This window comes from Streptomyces sp. RKAG293 (genome assembly GCF_023701745.1).
Lineage (GTDB): Bacteria > Actinomycetota > Actinomycetes > Streptomycetales > Streptomycetaceae > Actinacidiphila.
Window position 1 is genome coordinate 5,225,673 of sequence record NZ_JAJOZB010000001.1, and the last position, 19,895, is coordinate 5,245,567.

Below are 19,895 nucleotides of genomic sequence, written 5' to 3' on the forward strand. Positions count from 1 at the left end.
GTCCGGCCGGCGCCATGTGCTGAACGACCCCGGTCAGCAGTTGCCTGCTGTCGGGTGGCCGGCGAAGCGGTCGGCGAGCCAGGCCATGGCGAAGGGGGATCCGGCGATGGCTCCGGTGATGTGGCCGAGCGGCATGGACTGCCACTGGACGTCGACGCCCTTCGCGCACCAGTCGGTGCGCAGCTGCTGCCCCACGGTGTAGGGGATCAGCTCGTCGATGACGCCGTGGTAGAGGTAGACCGGGGCGTCGGGCGCGTGGGTGCCCAGGGTGTCGGCGCGCAGCGCGCTCTGCCAGTCGGCCTGGTAGAGCGGGTTGCTGACGGTGACCTGGTCGATGCGCTGGAAGAGACCGGCGATGGCGTCTATGGCGACGCACTGCGTCTTGACGATGTTCACCACCGAACGGCCCTTGTCGTTCAGGTACTTGGCGAGGTCGAGCGCCGGGTACGCGGCGTCGTGGCCGACGGCCGCGGCGAGGATCAGGCCCGCGCCGACGCCTCCGTTGTTGAAGTCGGCGACCTTGAGGAGGTCGGCGGGGACGCCGCCGGTGGCGGTGCCCCTGACGTTCAGGTCGGGTGCGTAGGAGTCATGGATCTCGGCGGCCCAGCTGGAGGCCTGGCCGCCCTGCGAGTAGCCCATGATGCCGACGGGCGTGTCGGCGTTCAGGCCGGTGCCGGGCAGCCGTTCGGCGGCGCGGGCCGCGTCGAGCACGGCCTGCCCCTCGGCCCGGCCGACGGTGTACGTGTGGGTGCCGGGGGTGCCGAGCCCCTCGTAGTCCGTGACGGCGACGGCCCAGCCGCGCAGCAGCGCCTGCCAGATGAGGCTGCCCTCGGCGGTGGTCCCGGTGGGGAAGCCGCGGGAGGGCGCGCAGCTGTCGGCGAGACCGACGGTGCCGACGGCGTACGTGACGAGGGGGCGCTGTCCGGTCCTGCCGTCGTTGGGGACCAGGACGGTTCCGGAGACGACGTTCGGTGCGCCGGTGGCGGTGGTGGACCGGTAGCGGATCTTCCAGGCCCTGGTGCTGGTGAGTACGAGGGGGTTGGGCATGAAGCGGCTCGGCTGGGCGCTGACGATGTCGCCGGGCTGCCCGGCGGACGTGGCGGACGTGGCGGACGCGGCGGCGGCCGGAGCCGAGGCCTCGGCCGGAGCCGAGGCCTCGGCCGGGGCCGCGGCGGCGGTCAGTGCGGTCGTCAGTGCCAGGGCGGCCAGGGCCGCCAGGACGGTGTGCCGGATGCGTCGTACGGTGCTCTGCACTGCGGCTCTCCCATCAATACGGTGGAAGGTGTGGGGTACAGGGACCGTAGTGACTTGCGGGTAGCCCCGGCGTTGACCACGCCGCTCACCTTTGCTGACCCGGAACCGCATTCACTCCAAGGGGTTCACTCCGGAGGCTCGATGCCGGGGATCCGGTGCGAGGCCTTCACTCCGAGGGATGCAGCCCGAGGGCCGCATGGCGGTATGCGCCGGGGGTGGTCCCGGTCCAGCGGCGGAACGCCCGGTGGAAGGCGGTGTCCTCGGAGAATCCGAGCCGCGCCGCGAGTTGGGCGATCGGCTCGTGCCCCTCACTGAGCCCGGCGATGGCCGCGTCCCTGCGGACCGAGTCCTTGAGCCGCTGGAAGGACGTGCCCTCCGCCGTCAGCCGGCGCCGCAGCGTCGCGGGGCTGACCGCGAGCCGCGCCGCGATCTCCGGGGCCTCCGGCAGCCGGGTGCGGGTGATCAGGGCGCGGGCCATGGTGCGGCGGATCTGTTCGGTGACGGTGGTTCCGTAGTCGCGCCGGCTGAGCAGGTCGGCGGGGGCCCGGCGCAGCAGTTCACCGAGCGCCGACTCGTCCTGGATGAGCGGGGCGTCGAGCCAGTGCGCGTCGAAGGAGGCGCCGGTGTGCTCCGCGCCGAAGCGGACCGGGCAGCCGAAGAGCAGGTCGTACTCGGCCCGGTGCGGCGGCGCCGGATAGGCGAACTCGGCGGACAGCAGCGGGATGCGGCTGCCGACGAGCCAGCTGGAGAGCCGGTGCCAGATGACGACCAGGCACTCGGAGAGGAAGTGGTCCGGATCGTCGGTGAGCTCGCCGCGCACGGTGAAGCGCGCGACGGCGCCCGACGCGCGGACGGCGAGGGCGGGGCCGCTCGGGAACAGCCCGTAGAACCGCACCGCCCGGTCCAGCGCGGCGCCCAGGTCACGGCCGCCCAGCGCCGTGCAGCACATCATGGCGAAGGTGCCGCGCGGGCTGGGCGCGGGACCGAGGCCGAGGAACTCGTCGTTCGTGGCCCGGTGCAGTTCCTTGACGAGGCAGGTGAACTGGGCGTCGGTCACCCGGGCCCGGTCGTCGCCGAGCAACAGGGGGGCGATCTGGGCTCGTTGGAGCAGCGGGGCGGTGTCGATGCCGAGCCGCTGGGCACCGCGTAACGCCGCTCTGACCCGGTGCACCGTGATCGTATGCGTGCCCATGACACTCAACGGTGCTCCCGCTGAGCGGCAGGGTCAACCCGTGTGACGGTTCGTGTCATCTTCGTGGGGCCTCGTGCTTCATAGCGTCATGGCTACACGACCAAGGGAGGCGCGCGATGGGCACCATGGCACCGCAGACCGATCGGCCAGGGACGCTGGCGTTGACAGCGGAATGGGTGGCGGAACGGCACGGCGACAGTCCCGCACTGCGCTTCCGCGCCGGCGGCGGCTGGCGCGACATCACCTACACGGAACTGCGCGACACCGTACGGCGGGCCGGCTGCGGGCTCGTCGCGCTCGGCGTCGAGCCCGGTGACCGGCTGGCGATCCTGTCCGAGACCCGGCCGGAGTGGACGTACGCGCACCTCGCCGCGCTGGCGGCGGGCGCCGTCATCGTGCCGGTCTATCCGACGGCCGGGGACGAGGAGGTCGCCTGGGTGCTGAGCGACTCCGGTACCTCCGTGATCCTCTGCGAGGACGACCGGCAGGCCGCCAAGGTGGAGCGGCTGCGGGACCGGCTGCCGCAGCTCCGGCGGGTCCTGGTGCTCAGCGCCCTCGACGGGCTGGCGGCGGGCACCGCGGCGGAAGGCCACCCGTCGGCGGACATGGCGGCTGGAGGCACGGCGCCGGAAGGCTCGGCGGCGGAGGGCTCGGCCGGGACGGCCGCCCCGCTGGACGACGACCTGCTCGCCGAGCTGCTGGCCCGTGCCGGGGCGCGCAAGCCCGAGGACCTGGCGTCCATCGTCTACACCTCCGGCACCACCGGGATGCCCAAGGGGTGCCGGCTCACCCACGGCAACTTCGGCGCCGTGCAGGACGCCACCGTGCCGCACATCGAGGGCGGCCTCCCCGGCGACACCACGTATCTGTATCTGCCCCTCGCCCACATGCTGGCCCAGCTGATCCAGTTCACGACGCTGCTGGTCGGCGGGGCGCTGTGCTTCTTCGGCGGGCGGATCGAGAGCATCGTCGCCGAGCTCGCCGAGGTCAGGCCCACCCATCTGCCGTCCGTACCGCGGCTGTTCGAGAAGGTGCACTCCCAGGTGCTGTCGCTCGCGGAGTCGCAGGAGGGCGGCAGGGAACGGTTCGAGGCGGCCGTCGCGCTCGGTGTGCGGGCGGCCGAGCTGCGGGACCGGGGCGAGGAGCTGCCGGCGGAGCTGCGCGAGGCCTACGACGCGGCGGACGCCGAGCTCTTCAGCCTGGTCCGCGCCGTCTTCGGCGGCCGGCTGCGCTGGGCGACCACCGGAGCCGCGCCCATCGCCCCGCAGACCATGGACTTCCTGCGGGCCTGCGGGCTGGCCGTCCTGGAGGGGTACGGCATGACGGAGTCCGGCGGCATCATCGCCGTCAACCACGCCACCGACTTCCGGCACGGCACCGTCGGCCGGCCCATCGACGGCTGCGAGGTGCGGATCGCGGACGACGGGGAGGTGCTCGCCCGGGGCGCCAACGTCTTCCCCGGCTACCACGGCGACCCGGACGCGACGTCCGAGGCACTGGACTCCGACGGCTGGCTGCACACCGGGGACCTCGGCGCGTTCGACGCCGACGGCTATCTGAAGATCACCGGCCGCAAGAAGGACATCGTCATCACCTCGGCCGGCAAGAACCTCACCCCGACCCAGATCGAGTTCGCCATCCAGCAGTCCCGCTACGTCTCGCGGGCGGTGATGATCGGCGACCGCCGCCCGTACCCGGTCGCGGTGCTCACCCTGGACCCGGACGAGATCATCGGCTGGGCCTCGCGCACCCAGAAGATCCTGGGCGCCCGCCCGACCCGGCACCCGGCGGTGCACGCCCTGGTGCAGGAGATCGTGGACGCGGCCAACGAGCAGGTCGCCCGGCCGGCCCGGATCCGGGCGTTCGTGATCCTCGACGAGGACCTGTCGGTGGAGGCGGGAGAGCTCACACCGACGCTGAAGCTCCGCCGCTCGGTCGTCGCGGAGCGGTACCGGGACCGGATCGACGCGCTCTACGCGGAGCTGGCCGAACGCCCGGAACACGTGGAACACCCGGAACACCCGGAACACGGGGAAAGTACGGAACGCGTCGAACGCGATGAAAGCGGAGAAGGCCGGGAAACTCCGGAACCCGTGCCGGGCCCGCGGTAGCGGCGGGAAAGGCAGGAGCCCCGCACAACCGGTGCGGGGCTCCTTGGCAATGCTGTGAGGCGATCCCGTCGATCAGGCCGGGGTTACGTTCTCCGCCTGGGGGCCCTTCGGGCCCTGGGTGACGTCGAAGTTGACCTGCTGGTTCTCCTCGAGGGAGCGGAACCCAGCGGCGTTGATCGCGGAGTAGTGAACGAAGACGTCGGGGCCCCCGCCGTCCTGGGCGATAAAGCCGAAGCCCTTTTCAGCGTTGAACCACTTCACGGTTCCGGTAGCCATAAAGCCCTCCTTGGGCCCAAAGGGTTGCCCTGCTCCAGAACCTGCAACTGCGAAGTCTGAAAACTACAAAAGCCTACGGGGTCACATGCTCCGCAGGCTCTGTACTGCAAGGGAAACCAAACTGCAACTTGCGAGGAGAGTAGCACGCAGGTTCAGGGGTGGGGAAGGGTCTCAAGATCGGCCTTTCGAGGCCCGTCCAGGGGCTGTTCCGCCGCCCGCCCACAAGATCCGCAAGGACCAGGACTAGCCTCCTGATGTGGACAAATCTGCACCTGACGCCGAAAGCGGCCGGACCCGTCCCAGGGTCGGCCACATCCAGTTCCTGAACTGCGTGCCCCTGTACTGGGGGCTTGCCAGGACAGGAGCCCTCCTCGACCTGGAACTCACCAAGGACACCCCGGAGAAACTCAGCGCCCAGCTGGTGCGCGGGGACCTGGACGTCGCTCCCGTCACGCTCATGGAGTACCTGCGGCACGCCGACGAACTGGTGGCGCTCCCGGACATCGCCGTCGGCTGCGACGGCCCCGTCATGTCCTGCGTCATCGTGAGCCAGCTGCCGCTCGACCAGCTCGACGGTCAGCGGGTCGCCCTCGGCTCCACGAGCCGGACCTCCGTGCGCCTCGCCGAGCTGCTGCTCACCGAGCGGTACGGGGTGCGCCCCGACTACTACAGCTGCCCGCCCGACCTGTCGCTGATGATGCGGGAGGCGCAGGCCGCCGTGCTCATCGGTGACGCGGCCCTGCGGGCCTCCCTGCACGACGCGCCCCGGCTCGGCCTGCAGGTGCACGACCTGGGCCAGATGTGGAAGGACTGGACGGGGCTGCCGTTCGTCTTCGCCGTCTGGGCCACCCGCCGCGACTACTTCGAGCGCGAGCCGGAGGCGGTCCGCGAGGTGCACCGCGCGTTCCTCGCCTCCCGTGACCTCTCGCTGGAAGAGGTCGACAAGGTCGCCGAGCAGGCCGCCCGCTGGGAGTCCTTCGACTCCGAGCTGCTGAGCCGGTACTTCACGACGCTCGACTTCTCCCTCGGCGCCGGGCAGCTCACCGGCATCGCCGAGTTCGCCCGGCGCGTCGGCTTTCCCGCGGAGGCGCGCGTCGAACTGCTCTGACCACGCGCCCCCCGGGACCGGAGCGACCGCTGTCGTTCCGGAGTGACCGCTGCCGCCCGGAGTGACCGGTGCTCCCCGCGCGACCGCTGTTACAGCGAGGTCAGCGGGACCTGGACGGTACGGACCTCGCCGTCGCCCAGGTGCAGCAGGCCGCGGCCGGGCTGGATGGCCTGGCCGATGGAGCCGCGCTGCAGCCGGACGCCGACCAGGTCGCCGTCCGACATGTTCTGCGGGGACAGGAGAAGGCCGCGGCGGGCCTTCTTCATCTCGACCTGCCAGCCGTTGAAGCCGCCGCAGATGTCGTCCGCGTCGCCCGCGATGACCAGGCCGATGTCCTTGCCGGTCGCGTTGCGGACCACGGACTGGAAGACGTCCCCCGCCTCGCAGTTACGCAGCAGCTCCGCATCGTCCACGATGATCACTCCGGGGCCGCTGAAGCGGGCCAGCGCCTCCTGGAGCTCGGCCGTGGTGATCTCGTCGGTGCCGAAGAAGCCCACGACGCCCGGGGCGTGCTTGAGACGGCGCAGCGGCGACTGGCGGCGCGGGGTGGCCAGGATGATCTGGGTGCCGGCGGTGAGGAACGAGCGCGTCATCGTCAGCAGCGCGGTGCTGCGCCCGGAGCGGGCGGGGCCCGCGATGACGAAGGCGGGCGTGCCCTCGGCGAGGTTCGGGCCCAGCACGGTCAGCTGGTCGCCGCCGATGGCCGCCATCGACCAGAGCCGGCCGCCGCCGCGCATGGCCTGCATCTCCTGCGGGTCGCGCATCTCCCACGCCTCCTCGAAGGAGATCCGGGCGGGCAGCACATCGACCCGGAACGGCCGCCGGGACCGCGGTACGGCGCTGTCCCGGTCCTTGGCCGCGGCGCCGATGGCGTGCAGGGCCGCGGACTGGGCCTGGCCGCTGGGGTCCTCGGTGAGCAGCGCCACATGGGTCTCGGTGGCGCCCTGGGCGCGGAACGCCCGGCCCGGCGGGATCTTCGCGGGGATCTTGCGCGGGTTGAGGCCGATGAGGGACAGGTCGCCCGAGTCGCTGAGCTGCAGCGCGATCTTGTTCTCGGTGAGGGTGGAGATCCGGCCGAGCAGCAGCGACCGGTCGCCCGTCATGATCACGTGGATGCCGACGGACGCGCCCTCGCGCATCAGCTGGAAGATCGTGTCGGTCAGCGAGCCGTTGTTCAGATCGCCGAGCGAGGGGGTGAAGCCCTCCCAGCGGTCCAGCAGCAGCACGATGTGCGGCAGCCGGTCCGCCTCGGCGACGCCGGTCCGCTGCTCGTTGATGTCGGTGAAGCCGCCCTCGCCGAGCAGCGCCATCCGGCGCTGCACCTCGGCGGCGAGCTTGCCGATCAGCCGGACCGCGCGGTCCGCCTCGTTGGAGCGGACCACGGCGCCGCAGTGCGGCAGCGCGGACAGCGCCAGGAGCGCGCCGTTCCCGCAGTCCAGCGCGTACAGGTGCACATCGGCGCAGGAGTTGGAGCGGGCCAGCGAGCCGGCGATGGTGCGCAGCGTCTGCGAGCGGCCCATGCGCGGGGCGCCCGCGATCATCAGGTGACCGAAGGTCGTCAGATCGATGGAGGCGGTGCGCCGCGCCTGCTCGCTCGGCAGGTCGTCGACCGCGTACGGGGCCGGCAGCAGGCCGTCGCGGGAGACGTTGACCGGGGTCTCCAGCTCGTCGATGACCATGCGTTCGGTGAGCGCGGGCAGCCACGGGCTGTGCTGCGGCGGCAGCCCCAGCTGCTCGTTGGCGCCCTGGATGGCCTCGACGAGGACGGCGAGGTCGGTCAGCAGGTCGTCGTCGTTGGTGCGGGGGCCGGCCGGCCGTTCCGGGACCGGGCGGCCGAGGCCGTCCCAGCTGATCTGCACGGTCCACGGCGCGGGCGCCTTCGTGGCGACCTGGCCGGGCCGCCGGCCGCCGACGCGTCCGGACTGGAACGGCAGCAGCGACGACGCGCCGAGCCGCACATACGCCCGGCCCGGGGTGGACTTGGCGATGTATCCGGCGTCGGGGGCGTCGATGACGTCGGACGATTCGCTGGCGTCGGTGACGCGGAGCGCGATGCGGAGGTTGGTGTTGGCGCGGATCTCGGGGGAGACCACACCCGAGGGTCGCTGGGTGGCGAGGATGAGGTGGATGCCGAGCGAACGGCCTCGCTGGGCGATGTTGACCAGGCCGGTGACGAAGTCCGGCAGCTCACGGGCCATGGACGCGAACTCGTCGATGACGATGAGCAGTCGGGGCATCGCCGCGAGCCCCGGGTTGGTGCGCATCGCGATGATGTAGTCCTCGAGGTCCTTGGCGCCGGCTGCCGCGAGGGTGTGCTCGCGGCGGCGCAGTTCGGCGCCGAGCGACTCCAGGGCCCGTTCCACCAGGTGCGTGTCGAGGTCGGTGACCATGCCGACGGTGTGCGGCAGCTTCACGCAGTCCTTGAAGGCCGCGCCGCCCTTGTAGTCGACGAGGACGAACGTCATCGCGTCCGGCCGGTTGGCGACCGCCAGCGACGCGACGATGGTCTGCAGCAGCTCGGACTTTCCGGAACCGGTGGTGCCGGCGACCAGGCCGTGCGGCCCGTCGCGGACCAGGTCGATGGCGAACGCGCCGTCGAAGGACGAGCCGACGACGGCCTGGGTGGAGCGGCCGCCCATGCTCCAGCGGGCGGCGATCCCGCCGACGGTGGGCGGCTCCATCTCGATCACGTCGAGCAGCCGGCAGGAGTCCGGCAGGGCCGATCCCTCGTCACCGCTGACGTCGCGGATCGGGGCCATCGCCCGGGCCATCTGCTCGCCCCACGCGGCGGTCACACAGTCGGGCCGCACCTCGGAGACCGGCTCGATGCCGGCCATCGAGACCTGCAGCAGCCCGTAGTAGTCCTCCTCGACGAGCGCGCGGCACTCCTCGGGGAGCAGCCGGCGGTCGGCGTCGAGGCAGATGAGGTGGATGCCGACGCGGGGGCCGTCGCGCAGCACCTGGGTGAGGCCGGGCAGCGCGCGCAGCCGCCGGGAGCCGTCGAGGACGACGAGGATCGTGGGGCCGCCCCAGGCCTGGTTGGGCTGGGAGCCGGCCTCGCGGGCCGCGTCCTGGCGGGAGGTGACCTGGGCGAGCAGCTCGCTGATCCGGCGGGCGACACTGTCGGCGTCGGTGCCGATCAGGGCCAGCGCGGACTGTCCCTCGCGGGCCCTGGCGTGCGGCAGCCAGCGCACCCACTCCCAGCCCTCGCGGCCGCTGGGGTCGGTGAGTACGCAGATCTGCAGGTCGGCGGGGGAGTGCAGGGCGGCGGCCTGGGCCACCAGCCAGCGGCCGATGGCGCGCGGCAGTTCACCGCGGCCGGCGACGCCGAGCACGCCGTGCTGCTGCATGGGGACGGTCACCGGAACGTCGGACAGCTTCCGGGCCTCGTTGCGCTTGTGCTCCTCCTGGGCCGGGTCCGCGACCTGGACCTCGGTGGGGAGGGTGCCGGTGCCGACGCGCAGCATCCCGTAGTCCGGGTCGGAGCGCCGCCGCTCCCACAGCCGCTGGCTCGGTCCGGTCGCGGCGACCAGCACCTCGGCCGGGTCCGGCGCCTGGGTGCGGCGGGCGGCGGTGTCGGCGGCCATGGCCTTGCGGGCCTGCCGCTCGATCGACTCCTTGTGCGTCTCGTAGTCGGCGTTGGTCTGGCGGAACGACTTCTTGCCGTGCTTCTTGTCGTTCATGTAGTTGCCGACCATGGCGATCGGGCTGAGCACCGCCATGAAGAGGAAGCGCGGCTGGTGCATCATCATCGCCATGATCACCGCGCCGAACAGCGGCACGACCGCCATCAGCCAGGGCATGGGGCGGTTCTCGGACTGCTTGGGCTTGCTCGGCAGCTGGAATTTGGTCGGCCGCGGCGGCGGGGTGATGCGCGGCGGCCGGTTGTAGTCGAGACCGGTGCCGTCCTCCGAGGGCTTCAGCGCGGTGTCGGGGAAGCTCGGCAGGCTCAGTTCCAGCAGGGTCTGTCCGGCGGCGACGACGCTGCGCGGCCGCCAGGGGCTCGCGTCGTTGAGCGGCTTGCCGTCGATGGTGGCGGAGCTGCCGAAGGACGGGTGGACGGTGACCGTCCCGTCGACCGCGACGTCCACCTCCACCGCGGAGTGCGGCAGCGCCGGGTCGTTGAGCCGGATCCACGCGTCGGGCCCGCTGCCGACGACGGCGACGCCGGGACCGAGCCGGTGCACGCCGCCCGCGTCGGGGCCGCCCACGATCCGGACTTCCACCGTCCCCTGGGCGTCGGGCGCCGGGCAGGCGTCCGGCGCGGCGACGCTGACCACCGCGCCGTCGCGCACCGGTGAGGCGTCCAGGCTCAGCTCGGGGTCGATCTGGAAGCCGTTGATGTGCAGGGTGGGCGGGCCCTGTCCGTCGTCCGGACGTCCGAGCAGCCGGCCGATCTCCGCCGCGAGCGCGCCGACGGGCGCCGCGGGGTCGGCGTCGACCAGCATGTCCGCACGGTCGTCACGGACCGGGTCGATCACGCTGAGCTGGAGTTCCACTGCCGTCCCCCTGCACCACTGAGCACTACTGGTATTTGCTGTTGACCATCATGCAACAGGTCCCCGACAACGCACCGGCCGCATGGGCCGGAACCGGGCCCATGGCAGAAGGTGTCCTGACGCTCGGTGGGTCAAGAGTGAGAGAATTGGCGGGCATTGGACGCGGAAGCCGTGAGCGGCGGGCGGCGGCAGAACCGACGGGGGAAGTATGGGTAGTCCTGACCGATTGAAGGTGGATCTCGGCGGTTTGGAGGATTTTGCCTCCAACCTCGATGCCGTACGGACCACGATGAACGGCACGCGCAAGCTCTTCGAGTCCTACGAGGCGAAGCTCGGCTCCGGGAAGGTCGCCGACGCGCTGGACAGCTTCGAGCACAACTGGAAGGACGGCCGGAAGGAGATCGACGGGCACCTGGAGGGGCTGGCCAAGATGGCCAACACCGCGGTGCGCGAGATCCGGAAGGCCGACAAGCAACTCGCCGACGACCTGGCGAAAGCGGCAAAGGGTGAGGGCGACAAGTAGTGAGTGCGACTCCGCGGGTGATGCCGGTCGAGCGGGAGGGCTTCTCGCTCACCGTGCCGATGACATGGTGGGAGTTCGACCTGCACCCGGCCAGCCGGGACGAGAGCATCCGCAAGCTGATGGCGCAGCGGGTGCAGGAGAACCCGGCGATCGGGGAGCACCGTGACGTGCTCGCCAAGTTCCTGCGCAGGGCGGCGCGTGAGGCGTACGACAGCGGGGCGGTGTACATCGGCTGCATGGCGCAGAACTTCGGCGGGATGCCGCTGACCGCGTCCGTCACCGTGTCGCTGGTCGGCGCGCGGACGCCCGAGGGCCAACTGCTGGCCACGGATCCCGCGTCGATCGTCGCGGGGCTGCGGGAGAAGCCGGCCCGGCGCGAGGGGGACGCGTGGCGGAAGGTGACGACGGTGGAGATCCCGGAGACCGGAGCCGCCGCCCGTACGTACGGGATCGAGGACATCGAGATCCCCGGCGACAGCAGAACCGTACGCACGGTGCTGATGCAGACATTCATCCCGCTGCCGGGCGGCGGGGACCGGGTCGCGCTGGTCGCCTGCAGCAGTCCGATCCTCGATCTCGCGGACTCGTTCTTCGACGTATTCGACGCTGTGACCTCGACGTTCCGCTACCGGGAACCGCAGACTGCACCCGCGCCGTCCTCACCCGTAAGCTGAGGCTTCCGCAGACCATCACATCAATCTGCGACTCGAAGGCCACGGGGGTCGGCCCTGCGGCAAGGCCAATGGAAGGTATTCCTCTATGTCTAATGTGAACGTTACATACCAGGACATGCGTGACGCGGCCAGCAAGCTCAAGACGGGCCAGGCCGAGATCACCGAGAAGCTGAACACGCTGCACAAGTTTGTTCAGGGCCTGGTGAACGGCGGCTATGTGACCGACCGTTCCTCGAAGCAGTTCGACCAGTCGTACACCGAGTTCAACACCGGTGCGACCAAGACCATCGAGGGTCTTGAGGGCATGGGCAAGTTCCTCGAGAGCGCCGCGCACGCGTTCCAGTCCGCGGACGAGGAGCTCGCCAAGGGCCTCGGCCACTGATCGGGCGGCAACGGATGCGCCGCAGCGGATCACCGCTGCGGCGCATCGTGCGTCACGGGCGCCGCCCGGGGGCACACTCCGCTCAGAGGAGGCTCTGATGCAGCCGTTGGCTACGACAGATCCGTCGTCGATCGGCCCGTACCGTCTGCTCGGACGGCTCGGAGCGGGTGGGATGGGCCGGGTCTATCTCGGCCGCAGCCCCGGCGGGCGCACGGTCGCGGTGAAGGTGGTCCGTTCCGAGCTCGCCGAGGACACCGAGTTCCGCACCCGCTTCCGCCGTGAGGTGGACGCCGCCCGGCTGGTGGGCGCGGCCTGGAGCGCTCCGGTGCTCGACGCGGACACCGAGTCGCCGGTGCCGTGGATCGCCACCGGCTACATCGCGGGACCCACCCTCGCCGACGCCGTCACCGAGTTCGGGCCGCTGCCGCCGAGCGGGGTGCGGACGCTGGGTGCCGGGCTCGCCGAGGCGCTCGACGCGGTGCACCGGCTCGGCCTGCTGCACCGGGACATCAAACCGTCCAACGTGATGCTCTCGCTGGACGGTCCTGTGCTCATCGACTTCGGTGTCGCGCGCGCCATGGACGCCTCCGGCGCGTCCGTCACCGGCAGCGGGGTGGTCGTCGGCTCGCCGGGCTACATGTCGCCCGAGCAGGTGCTCGCCCGGCCGCTCGGCGCGGCCTCCGACGTCTTCGCACTCGGCGCCGTGCTCGCCTTCGCGGCGACCGGACACGGCCCGTTCAGCGGCGACAGCGCCGCCTCGCTGCTCTACAAGGTCGCCCACGAGGAACCGGAACTCGACGGTGTGCCACCCGAGTTGCGCGACGTGGTGGAGTCCTGCCTCGCCAAGGCCCCGGCCGTCCGCCCCACTCCCGCCCAGCTCGCGGCCCGGCTGTCGCCCGACGGGGCCGCCGCGCTGGTGCGCCAGGGCTGGCTCTCCCGGCCGCTGATGGCGCAGCTCGGCCGTCATATGGTCGAACTGCTGGACCTGGAGGCGGCTCCGCTGTCGACGCGCTCCGAGGTGACGCCCGCGGGGGCGCACCTCGGTTCGGCCTACGGCTCGTTCGGGCCGCCGCCCGCGACCTCGCACTCCTTCGGCATGGAGACGTCGGGGCCGCGCGACGCGGTACCGGGCGCCCCGAACCCGGGTGCGCGTTCCGCGCCGGAGCAGCCTCCCGTCCGCCGCGGGCGCCGCAGGCTGCTGGCCGCGGTGGCCGTGCTGCTGGTCGCCGCCGTCGCCGCGACCGTGGTGGTCCTGCTGCGGCCGGAGGACCAGCCGGGCGGTACCGCCGGCGGCGGGCCGGGCAGCGGCACCCCGTCCACCGGCACCCCGGCCACGGACACCGGCGCGGCCACCGGGTCCGTGCCCGCCGTGTTCATCGGCACGTGGCAGGGCGGCACCGTCTCCACCAACGGCGTTCCCAACGGGGTCCTGACGGTCACCGTCAAGGCGGGACGGGTCGGCGGGATCGTCGCCGAGAGCACCGTGGACCTGCTGGGAGTCCTGCACTGCGGAGGCACGTGGAAGCTGGTGTCCGCAACCACCAGGGTGCTGGTCTTCGACTCGACGGCCGGTGATCCGGGCGCGACGAGCGGCTGTTCGCCGGGCGCCACGGCGGAACGGCTGACCCTCAAGGACGCCCTGACGTTGACCTACACCACCAACGACGCGGCGGCCGGCCACCCCAGCGGCGACCTGAAGAAGATCAAGTAGAGGATCAAGTGGTCGCAGGTCGCCGCGGGGGCCGAACGGTACTCAGCCGGCCGTCTTGCACAGCTCCTTGGACGGCGCGAACTGGAACTTCCCGTCCACCGAGATCACCGCGTTGACGGTGTAGCACGTATCGGCCGTGACCGACCCGGCCGTGAACACCACCGCGGGCTCATTGCCGTTCGGCGTCTTCTGCAGCGGCTCGCCGCCACCCGGCACCACGGCCCGCACGACATAGCCGGCGACCTGCGCGGCCTGCGTCGGAGGCTTCCACGTGATCTGCACATTTCCGTTGGCCTTCACGGCCTGCACGTTCTGCGGCATCAGACCCGGCAGCTTGTCCGCCGGCACCTGCACCGGGGCGGCGCTCGACGTCGGGCCGGGAGCCGTGGAAGCGCTGGAGGAAGCTTTCGGCTGGGGCTTCGAGCTGCGGTCGCGCAGCACCAGCGTGGCCGTGGTCGCCGCCGCGGCGAACACCACCAGCGCCGTGGTCGCCGCGATCAGCCGCTTGCGCGACTGCCGCTTGGCCTCGTCCTGCGCCCGCGCGCCCGCCTGTTCGACGGCCGCCTGCTCCTCCGGCGTCAGATCGTCCGCCGGGTCCCAGCCCGGCAGCGGCGACTCCATCGCCGGTTCCGGCTCCAGCGCCGGCACCTTCGTCGCGGCCGACGGCGACAGCAGCGACCGCAGGGAGCGGTGCACCTCCGTCAGCGGCGGGCGCCCTTCCGGGTTCGCCGACATCATCCTGCGGACCAGGATCAGCAGCGGGTCCGGTATGTCGTGACGGTGGGCGGGGTACGGCAGTTCGCCGCGCAGCACCTCCGCGTAGAGCGCGGACCACGAGGTGCGGCCCGCGTCCGCGTACGCCGGTTCGCCGTTGAGCAGCGCGTACAGCGTCGCGCCGAGGGAGTACACATCGGCCGCCGGGCCCGGCTTCTCCCAGCCGAACAGCTCGCGCGGCACGAACATCGGGTCGAAGACCGCGCCCAGTTGCGGCGCGGAGCGCTGCAGGACCCGCGCGAGACCGTGGTCCGCGAGCAGCGCGTCACCGTTCTCGTCGAAGAGGATGTTCGCCGGGCGGACGTCCAGGTGCAGCACCCCGCGGCGGTGCGCGGAGTGCAGCGCCAGCGCCAGCCGGGTGCCGATGACGATCGTCTCGTCGACGGGGAACGGCCCGGAGTTGGCGAGCTTCGCCTGCGCGTTGCCGCCACGGCAGAACTGCTCCACCAGGTACGGGCGGTGGTCGGCGGTGAAGCCGGCGTCCTCGACGGTCACCGAGCAGGGGTGCCGGGCGGCGGCGCCAGCGGACAGGAGTTCGGAGTGCGCGGCGAGCCGGGTGCTCTCGTCGTCGACCGTGACGGCGAGCAGCTTGACGGCCACCTCGGCGCCGGTCGCCTCCTCGGCGCACAGCAGAACGGAACTGTGGCGGCCGGTGCCGGCCTGCCGGAGCAGCTTGTAGCCCGGCGGGAGGCGGTATCCCTCCGCCGACGTCTGCTGGGGTACGGCGACGGAACCCTCGTCACCCTCCGGGTTCTCCGTCGCGCCCTGCCCGCGCCTTCCCGGCGTCCGGTCCACCGTTGTCCTCCCGTGCCTCACGCGTCTCACGACAACCTACCGCCTCCCGCAGCCCGCCGGGTCGGCGCATGCGCCCTCTGGCCGGAGGCGGTCAACCCCTCCGGAGCCGCAGCGCGCGGCCGATCCGGTCGCGTCTGGGGATGGTGCGGAGCACGACGCGTTCGATGGCGTCGCAGTGGGCCCAGGCGGCGTCGGCCGACGCCGGGTCGGGGGTGCGGCCGGCGTAGCCGACCTCGTTCACCAGGCGGGCGAGATCCGGGAGATGCTCGCCGGCGGCGCCGCCCACCCGGGTCGCCCCGAACGCGGCGACCTCCTCCGCGGTGTGCGCCCCGGTGGCGGGCAGCCCGATCTCGGTGAGCCGGTCGACGATCTGCTGCCAGGCGCCGAGCACCCGCTGCCGTACGTCGGCGGCGCCGCGCCGCCTGGCCCGCCGCCGCCAGGGCAGCCAGGCCGCGTAGAGCAGATAGCCGAGGACGAGCAGCAGGGCGCCGGCCGGGGCGTAGATCCACCAGGGGGTGCCGGCGGCCGGTGCGGCCGTCGGCCGCGGGGTGCCGGCGGCCTTGGGCGGTGCGGACGGCCGCGGCTGGTCGGTGATCTGCTGGTCGACCGTCTTGCGGTCCTTCGGCTGGCCGGCCGGGGCGACCGAACTGCCGTCCTTCGACGTGGTGCCCGGGGTCGGGTAGAAGGGGACCCAGCCGATGCCCTTGAACTCCACCTCGGGCCAGGCCAGTACGTCCTTGCCCGTCACCTGCCAGGTGTCGGCGCCGGTCTTCGTGCCGGGCCGGAAGCCGACCACCACCCGGGAGGGCAGCCCCAGGGTGCGGGCGAGCACCGCGAATGAGGCGGCGAACTGCTCGGAGGTGCCGCGCTTGCCGTCGGTGAGGAAGAACTCCAGGCCGCGGTAGGTGTGGCCGGGGATGGCCCGCGGGTCGAACTGGTAGGACGCGCGCAGCCAGTCGGCGAGCTTCACGGCCTGCTCGTACGGGAACGAGCTCCCTTCGGTGGCCTTCGCGGCGATCTTCGTGAAGGACGCGACGGACGGGATCGGCTGGTCGGCCGCGTCGGTGCGCGGGAGTTCGACGAGCGCCGGGTCGTCGGCGGCCGGCGCGTACTGCAGCCGCTGCACGTCGTAGACCGGCAGCTGGGACACGGCCGTGTAGCTGAAGCCGGTGGGCGCCGTCCGGTCGGTGGCCAGCACACCGGCGGCCGGGTCCACCGACAGTTCCGTGTGGTCCGGCAGCGTCACGGCCGAGGGCCGGTCGGCGGCCGGCAGCCAGATGCCGGGCAGCGACTGGACGGTGAAGCGCTGGGTGACTTCCTGCCGCTTGCCCGGATCGACGCCGTGTTCCGCGGGGACCCGGCCGCCGGTGCGGGCCAGTTTGGCGGTGCTGGACCAGGTGGTGCCGTTGTACGCGTCCAGCACCGCCAGCCGGTAGTTGGTCTCGGCGGCGGTGCGGACGGTGAAGACCTTGGCGTCGCCGCTGCGCATCAGCGCCGCGACCTGGTCCAGCGGACTGATGGACTCCGGACGGACGGTGGGCGGGGTGATCGCGTCCCGCGGGTCGTACGCGGCGCCCATCCCCGGCAGGCCGGTCCCGGCCAGCGATGCGATGAGGGTCAGGCCGAGAACCACCGGCAGCCCGAGCACCAGCCCGCGGACGGACAGGCTCACCCGCGACCGGATCAGCGCCAGCAGCGCGGTGAGCGCGGCCAGCGCGGCGACCACCGGGTAGTTGGACCCCGGGCCGTCCACGCCGAGCACCAGCGGGAAGCCGAAGGCGAGCACCGCGGGCAGCGCCGGGAGCAGCGGGGTGCGGGTGCGCAGCGCCAGTTCGGCGGAGGCGAACGCGGCGAGCCACAGCACCGCGTGCGGCAGCACCAGCAGCCGCGCTTCGCCGGGGACGGGAAGGATGGTGGTCAGGACGGCGTGCGGGGCGTCGAGCAGCGCGGGCCAGATGGCGCGCGGTCCGCCGTCCCGGAACATCGTCAGCCAGACCGTGCCGGTCCAGGCGGCGACCGTCAGCAGGACGGACGGCCAGAGCGGGCCGGTGCGGCCCTTGCGGGACAGGGCGCCCGACAGCAGCGCGGACAGGGCGATCGGCGCGAGGACGGACACCGCGAGCACCGGCAGCAGGTCGCGGGTGCTGAACACCCGGTGCCAGCCCAGGCCGGAGACGGCGAGCAGTGCCGCGACCGGCAGCAGCGACCACAGGCGGCGGGCGCGCCCGAGGCCGTCGCCGCGGGTCGTGACCGGGGTCTTCGGACGTTCGGCGCTCGGCCCGGTGGGCGCGGGCGCGGCCCAGTCCCAGTTCGGGCCGCCGCCCTGCGGCGGCAGCGGCGCGGTGCGCGCGGGACGCGTGGTGGCGCTCAACGGACCGCCTCCCAGCGCCAGCCGGCCAGCAGGGCGTCCAGGGACGCGATGTGCAGTTGCGGTACGTCGACGGTGGCGCTGGACACGCCCTGCGCGTCGGGCGCGGCCATGTCCTGGCCGGTGCGCAGCATCGTCACCCGGTCGAAGCGCCGTCTGACCCGGCCGAGCGCCGTCAGCCCGTCGGTGTCGCCGGTGCCGGTGACGACGACCAGCGAACCGCCGCCCCGGTGGTGCTCCAGCCCGTCGAAGGCCGACGCGGCCGACTTCCGGTCGGAGCGGCCGATGAGCGCGAGCCGGTCGAGGAGCGCGTCGGCGTCGTTGCCGGAACCGTCGGTGTGCAGGATCGGGCCCGCCTCGCTGAGCACGTGCACCGGGAAGTTGGAGCGGGCGGCGGCGTACGCGATGGACGCGGCCGCGTCGACGGCCAGCTCGAAGTCGTCGTCCGAGACGTACGCGCCGGGCCGGGTGTCCAGCACCAGCGTGGTGTGCGGCAGCGACACGTCGACCATCTGCCGCACCATGAGCGTGCCGGTGCGGGCGGTGGACCGCCAGTGCACCCGGCGCAGATCGTCGCCGAGCACGTACTCACGCAGCGCGTGGAAGGTCAGCGACCCGTCGTCGGCGGTGTCCGAGGTCGGGCCCTCGACATGGTGCGCCTTGCCGGACGGCAGCACCGGCAGCAGACAGATGCGCGGCCGGACGACGAGGGTGTCGGCGGAGCCGTAGGAACGGATCCGGCGCGCGAGCCCGAGCGGGTCGGTGCGCTCCAGCCGCAGCGGGCCGACGGTGATCCTGCCCCGCCGGGCGGTCGGCAGCGCGTAGTGCAGCTCCTGCGAGCCGCCCGCGCGCAGCACCGGCACGTCCATGGTGAGCGGCTGGTCGCCGCACATGTCGGTGGCGCGCAGCCCGCGCCGGGTGCGGGTGCCGGTGTTGGTGAGCGTGACGATGCCGTCCGCCCGGTCGCCCCGGCCGACCTTGCGCGGCGCGATCCGGCGTTCCGCGGCCAGTTGCGGCTTCGGCACCGTCCAGACCACGGCCGTGACGACCGCGGCCAGGCAGGTCAGCCCGAGCGCCGCGGCCTCTCCGTACCCGTACCCGTAGCCGGCGGCCAGCAGGGCGGCACCGGCCAGCAGGGTGCCCCAGCCGGTGGCGGACAGCGGGCCGGCGCCCGAACGGGCGGTGGCGTCGGCCGCGGGCATCAGATCCGCGCCCCGCCGGCCGCCTGCGGCACCGGCACCGTCGCCAGCACCTCGGCGATGACGTCCGCGCCGGTACGGCCGCTCAACTCGGCCTCCGGGGTCAGGATCAGCCGGTGCGCGAGGACGTGCACGGCGAGCGCCTTGACGTCCTCGGGCAGCGCGTAGCCGCGCGACTGGGAGGCGGCCCGCACCCGGATGGCGCGCAGCAGCGCGACGGATCCGCGCGGGGACGCGCCCAGCCGGACGTCGGGCAGCGTGCGGGTCGCCGCGACGACCCGCACGATGTAGTCGTAGAGCTGCTCGGCGACCTGCACCTGCGTCGCGACCTGGATGAACTCCGCGATGTGGTGCGAGGTGGCGATCGTCGAGAGGGAGTCGGGCGAGGTGTTGGCGGCGGAGCCGGTGAGCACCGCGACCTCCGAGGCGTGGTCCGGGTAGCCGACCGTGACGCGCATCAGGAAGCGGTCCAGCTGCGCCTCGGGCAGCGCGTAGGTACCGCCCATGTCCACGGAGTTCTGCGTGGCGAGCACCATGAAGGGGCGCGGCACCGGGTGGGTCTTGCCGTCGGCGGTGACCCGGCGCTCCTCCATGACCTCCAGCATCGCCGACTGCGTCTTGGGCGAGGCGCGGTTGATCTCGTCACCGAGCACGATGTTCGCGAAGACCGGGCCGGGCAGGAAGTCGAACGTCCCGGTGTTCTGCCGGTAGATCGTCACGCCGGTGATGTCGGACGGCAGCAGGTCCGGGGTGAACTGCACCCGCGCGAAGTTCGCCTCGATCGACGCGGCCAGGCAGCGCGCCAGCGTCGTCTTGCCCGTCCCCGGCACGTCCTCGATGAGCAGGTGCCCCTCCGCGAACAGGCAGGTCAGCGCCAGCTCGACGGTGTCGCGCTTGCCCTTGACGACCCGCTCGATGTTGTCCCCGAGCGCGTGGAAGCACTGGGCGAAGAGCGCGACGGCGTCGTTCTGCTGGTACTGCGGGGGAACGCTCATGACGTGCTCGCACTTCGGTTGTGGGAGGGGGGAG

General features: G+C 72.5%; 14 protein-coding genes. 6 read left to right on the forward strand and 8 right to left on the reverse strand.

Annotated features, from left to right (window positions below; genetic code table 11):
* Window positions 1-33 precede the first annotated feature (33 nt).
* Both LNW72_RS23355 and LNW72_RS23360 read right to left on the reverse strand, forming a co-directional pair.
* Entirely contained in the window at window positions 34-1,254 is a 1,221-nt protein-coding gene (locus LNW72_RS23355) for a lipase family protein (RefSeq protein ID WP_250977177.1), read from the reverse strand.
* A 166-nt stretch (window positions 1,255-1,420) separates the two neighbouring features.
* Entirely contained in the window at window positions 1,421-2,446 is a 1,026-nt protein-coding gene (locus LNW72_RS23360) for an AraC family transcriptional regulator (RefSeq protein ID WP_250977178.1), read from the reverse strand.
* Between the two features lie 116 nt (window positions 2,447-2,562).
* On the opposite strand from LNW72_RS23360, the gene LNW72_RS23365 reads away from it, so the two are divergent.
* Window positions 2,563-4,557 carry a long-chain fatty acid--CoA ligase gene (locus LNW72_RS23365; protein ID WP_250977179.1) on the forward strand — a complete coding sequence of 665 codons (1,995 nt, stop codon included), beginning with the start codon at window positions 2,563-2,565 and terminating at the stop codon, window positions 4,555-4,557.
* 72 nt (window positions 4,558-4,629) lie between these two features.
* Here LNW72_RS23365 and LNW72_RS23370 read toward each other — a convergent pair whose 3' ends face one another.
* Entirely contained in the window at window positions 4,630-4,833 is a 204-nt protein-coding gene (locus LNW72_RS23370) for a cold-shock protein (RefSeq protein WP_250977180.1), read from the reverse strand.
* 256 nt (window positions 4,834-5,089) lie between these two features.
* Between LNW72_RS23370 and LNW72_RS23375 the strand changes: the two genes are divergently transcribed.
* Window positions 5,090-5,941 (forward strand): menaquinone biosynthesis protein, encoded by an 852-nt coding sequence (locus tag LNW72_RS23375; protein ID WP_250977181.1) that lies wholly within the window; start codon window positions 5,090-5,092, stop codon window positions 5,939-5,941.
* A gap of 89 nt (window positions 5,942-6,030) precedes the next feature.
* Here the strand turns inward: LNW72_RS23375 and LNW72_RS23380 are convergent, their stop codons facing one another.
* Window positions 6,031-10,440, reverse strand: a complete 4,410-nt coding sequence (locus LNW72_RS23380) for an FtsK/SpoIIIE domain-containing protein (protein ID WP_250977182.1) — start codon at window positions 10,438-10,440, stop codon at window positions 6,031-6,033.
* Between the two features lie 247 nt (window positions 10,441-10,687).
* On the opposite strand from LNW72_RS23380, the gene LNW72_RS23385 reads away from it, so the two are divergent.
* The 4 genes from LNW72_RS23385 (at window position 10,688) to LNW72_RS23400 (ending at window position 13,730) form a co-directional block, all read left to right on the forward strand.
* Window positions 10,688-10,963, forward strand: coding sequence for a hypothetical protein (locus tag LNW72_RS23385; RefSeq protein ID WP_250977183.1), 276 nt, complete (start codon window positions 10,688-10,690; stop codon window positions 10,961-10,963).
* Between the two features lie 20 nt (window positions 10,964-10,983).
* Window positions 10,984-11,637 (forward strand): hypothetical protein, encoded by a 654-nt coding sequence (locus LNW72_RS23390; protein ID WP_250980276.1) that lies wholly within the window; start codon window positions 10,984-10,986, stop codon window positions 11,635-11,637.
* A gap of 85 nt (window positions 11,638-11,722) precedes the next feature.
* Complete coding sequence (locus LNW72_RS23395; protein WP_250977184.1) at window positions 11,723-12,019, forward strand: WXG100 family type VII secretion target; 297 nt, start codon at window positions 11,723-11,725, stop codon at window positions 12,017-12,019.
* 97 nt (window positions 12,020-12,116) lie between these two features.
* Window positions 12,117-13,730 carry a serine/threonine-protein kinase gene (locus LNW72_RS23400; protein ID WP_250977185.1) on the forward strand — a complete coding sequence of 538 codons (1,614 nt, stop codon included), beginning with the start codon at window positions 12,117-12,119 and terminating at the stop codon, window positions 13,728-13,730.
* A gap of 42 nt (window positions 13,731-13,772) precedes the next feature.
* Here LNW72_RS23400 and LNW72_RS23405 read toward each other — a convergent pair whose 3' ends face one another.
* From LNW72_RS23405 to LNW72_RS23420, 4 genes are all read right to left on the reverse strand, one after another.
* Window positions 13,773-15,299 (reverse strand): serine/threonine-protein kinase, encoded by a 1,527-nt coding sequence (locus LNW72_RS23405; protein ID WP_250977186.1) that lies wholly within the window; start codon window positions 15,297-15,299, stop codon window positions 13,773-13,775.
* A gap of 91 nt (window positions 15,300-15,390) precedes the next feature.
* The gene (locus tag LNW72_RS23410) at window positions 15,391-17,670 is read right to left on the reverse strand and encodes a transglutaminaseTgpA domain-containing protein (protein WP_250977187.1); all 2,280 of its coding nucleotides are present in this window, start codon (window positions 17,668-17,670) and stop codon (window positions 15,391-15,393) included.
* On the reverse strand, window positions 17,667-18,869 hold the full coding sequence (locus LNW72_RS23415) for a DUF58 domain-containing protein (RefSeq protein ID WP_250977188.1): 1,203 nt from the start codon (window positions 18,867-18,869) through the stop codon (window positions 17,667-17,669). The genes LNW72_RS23410 and LNW72_RS23415 overlap by 4 nt, the downstream gene beginning before the upstream one ends.
* Window positions 18,869-19,861: a MoxR family ATPase gene (locus LNW72_RS23420; protein ID WP_250977189.1), complete on the reverse strand. Its 993-nt coding sequence runs from the start codon at window positions 19,859-19,861 to the stop codon at window positions 18,869-18,871. The genes LNW72_RS23415 and LNW72_RS23420 overlap by 1 nt, the downstream gene beginning before the upstream one ends.
* Window positions 19,862-19,895: the final 34 nt, after the last annotated feature.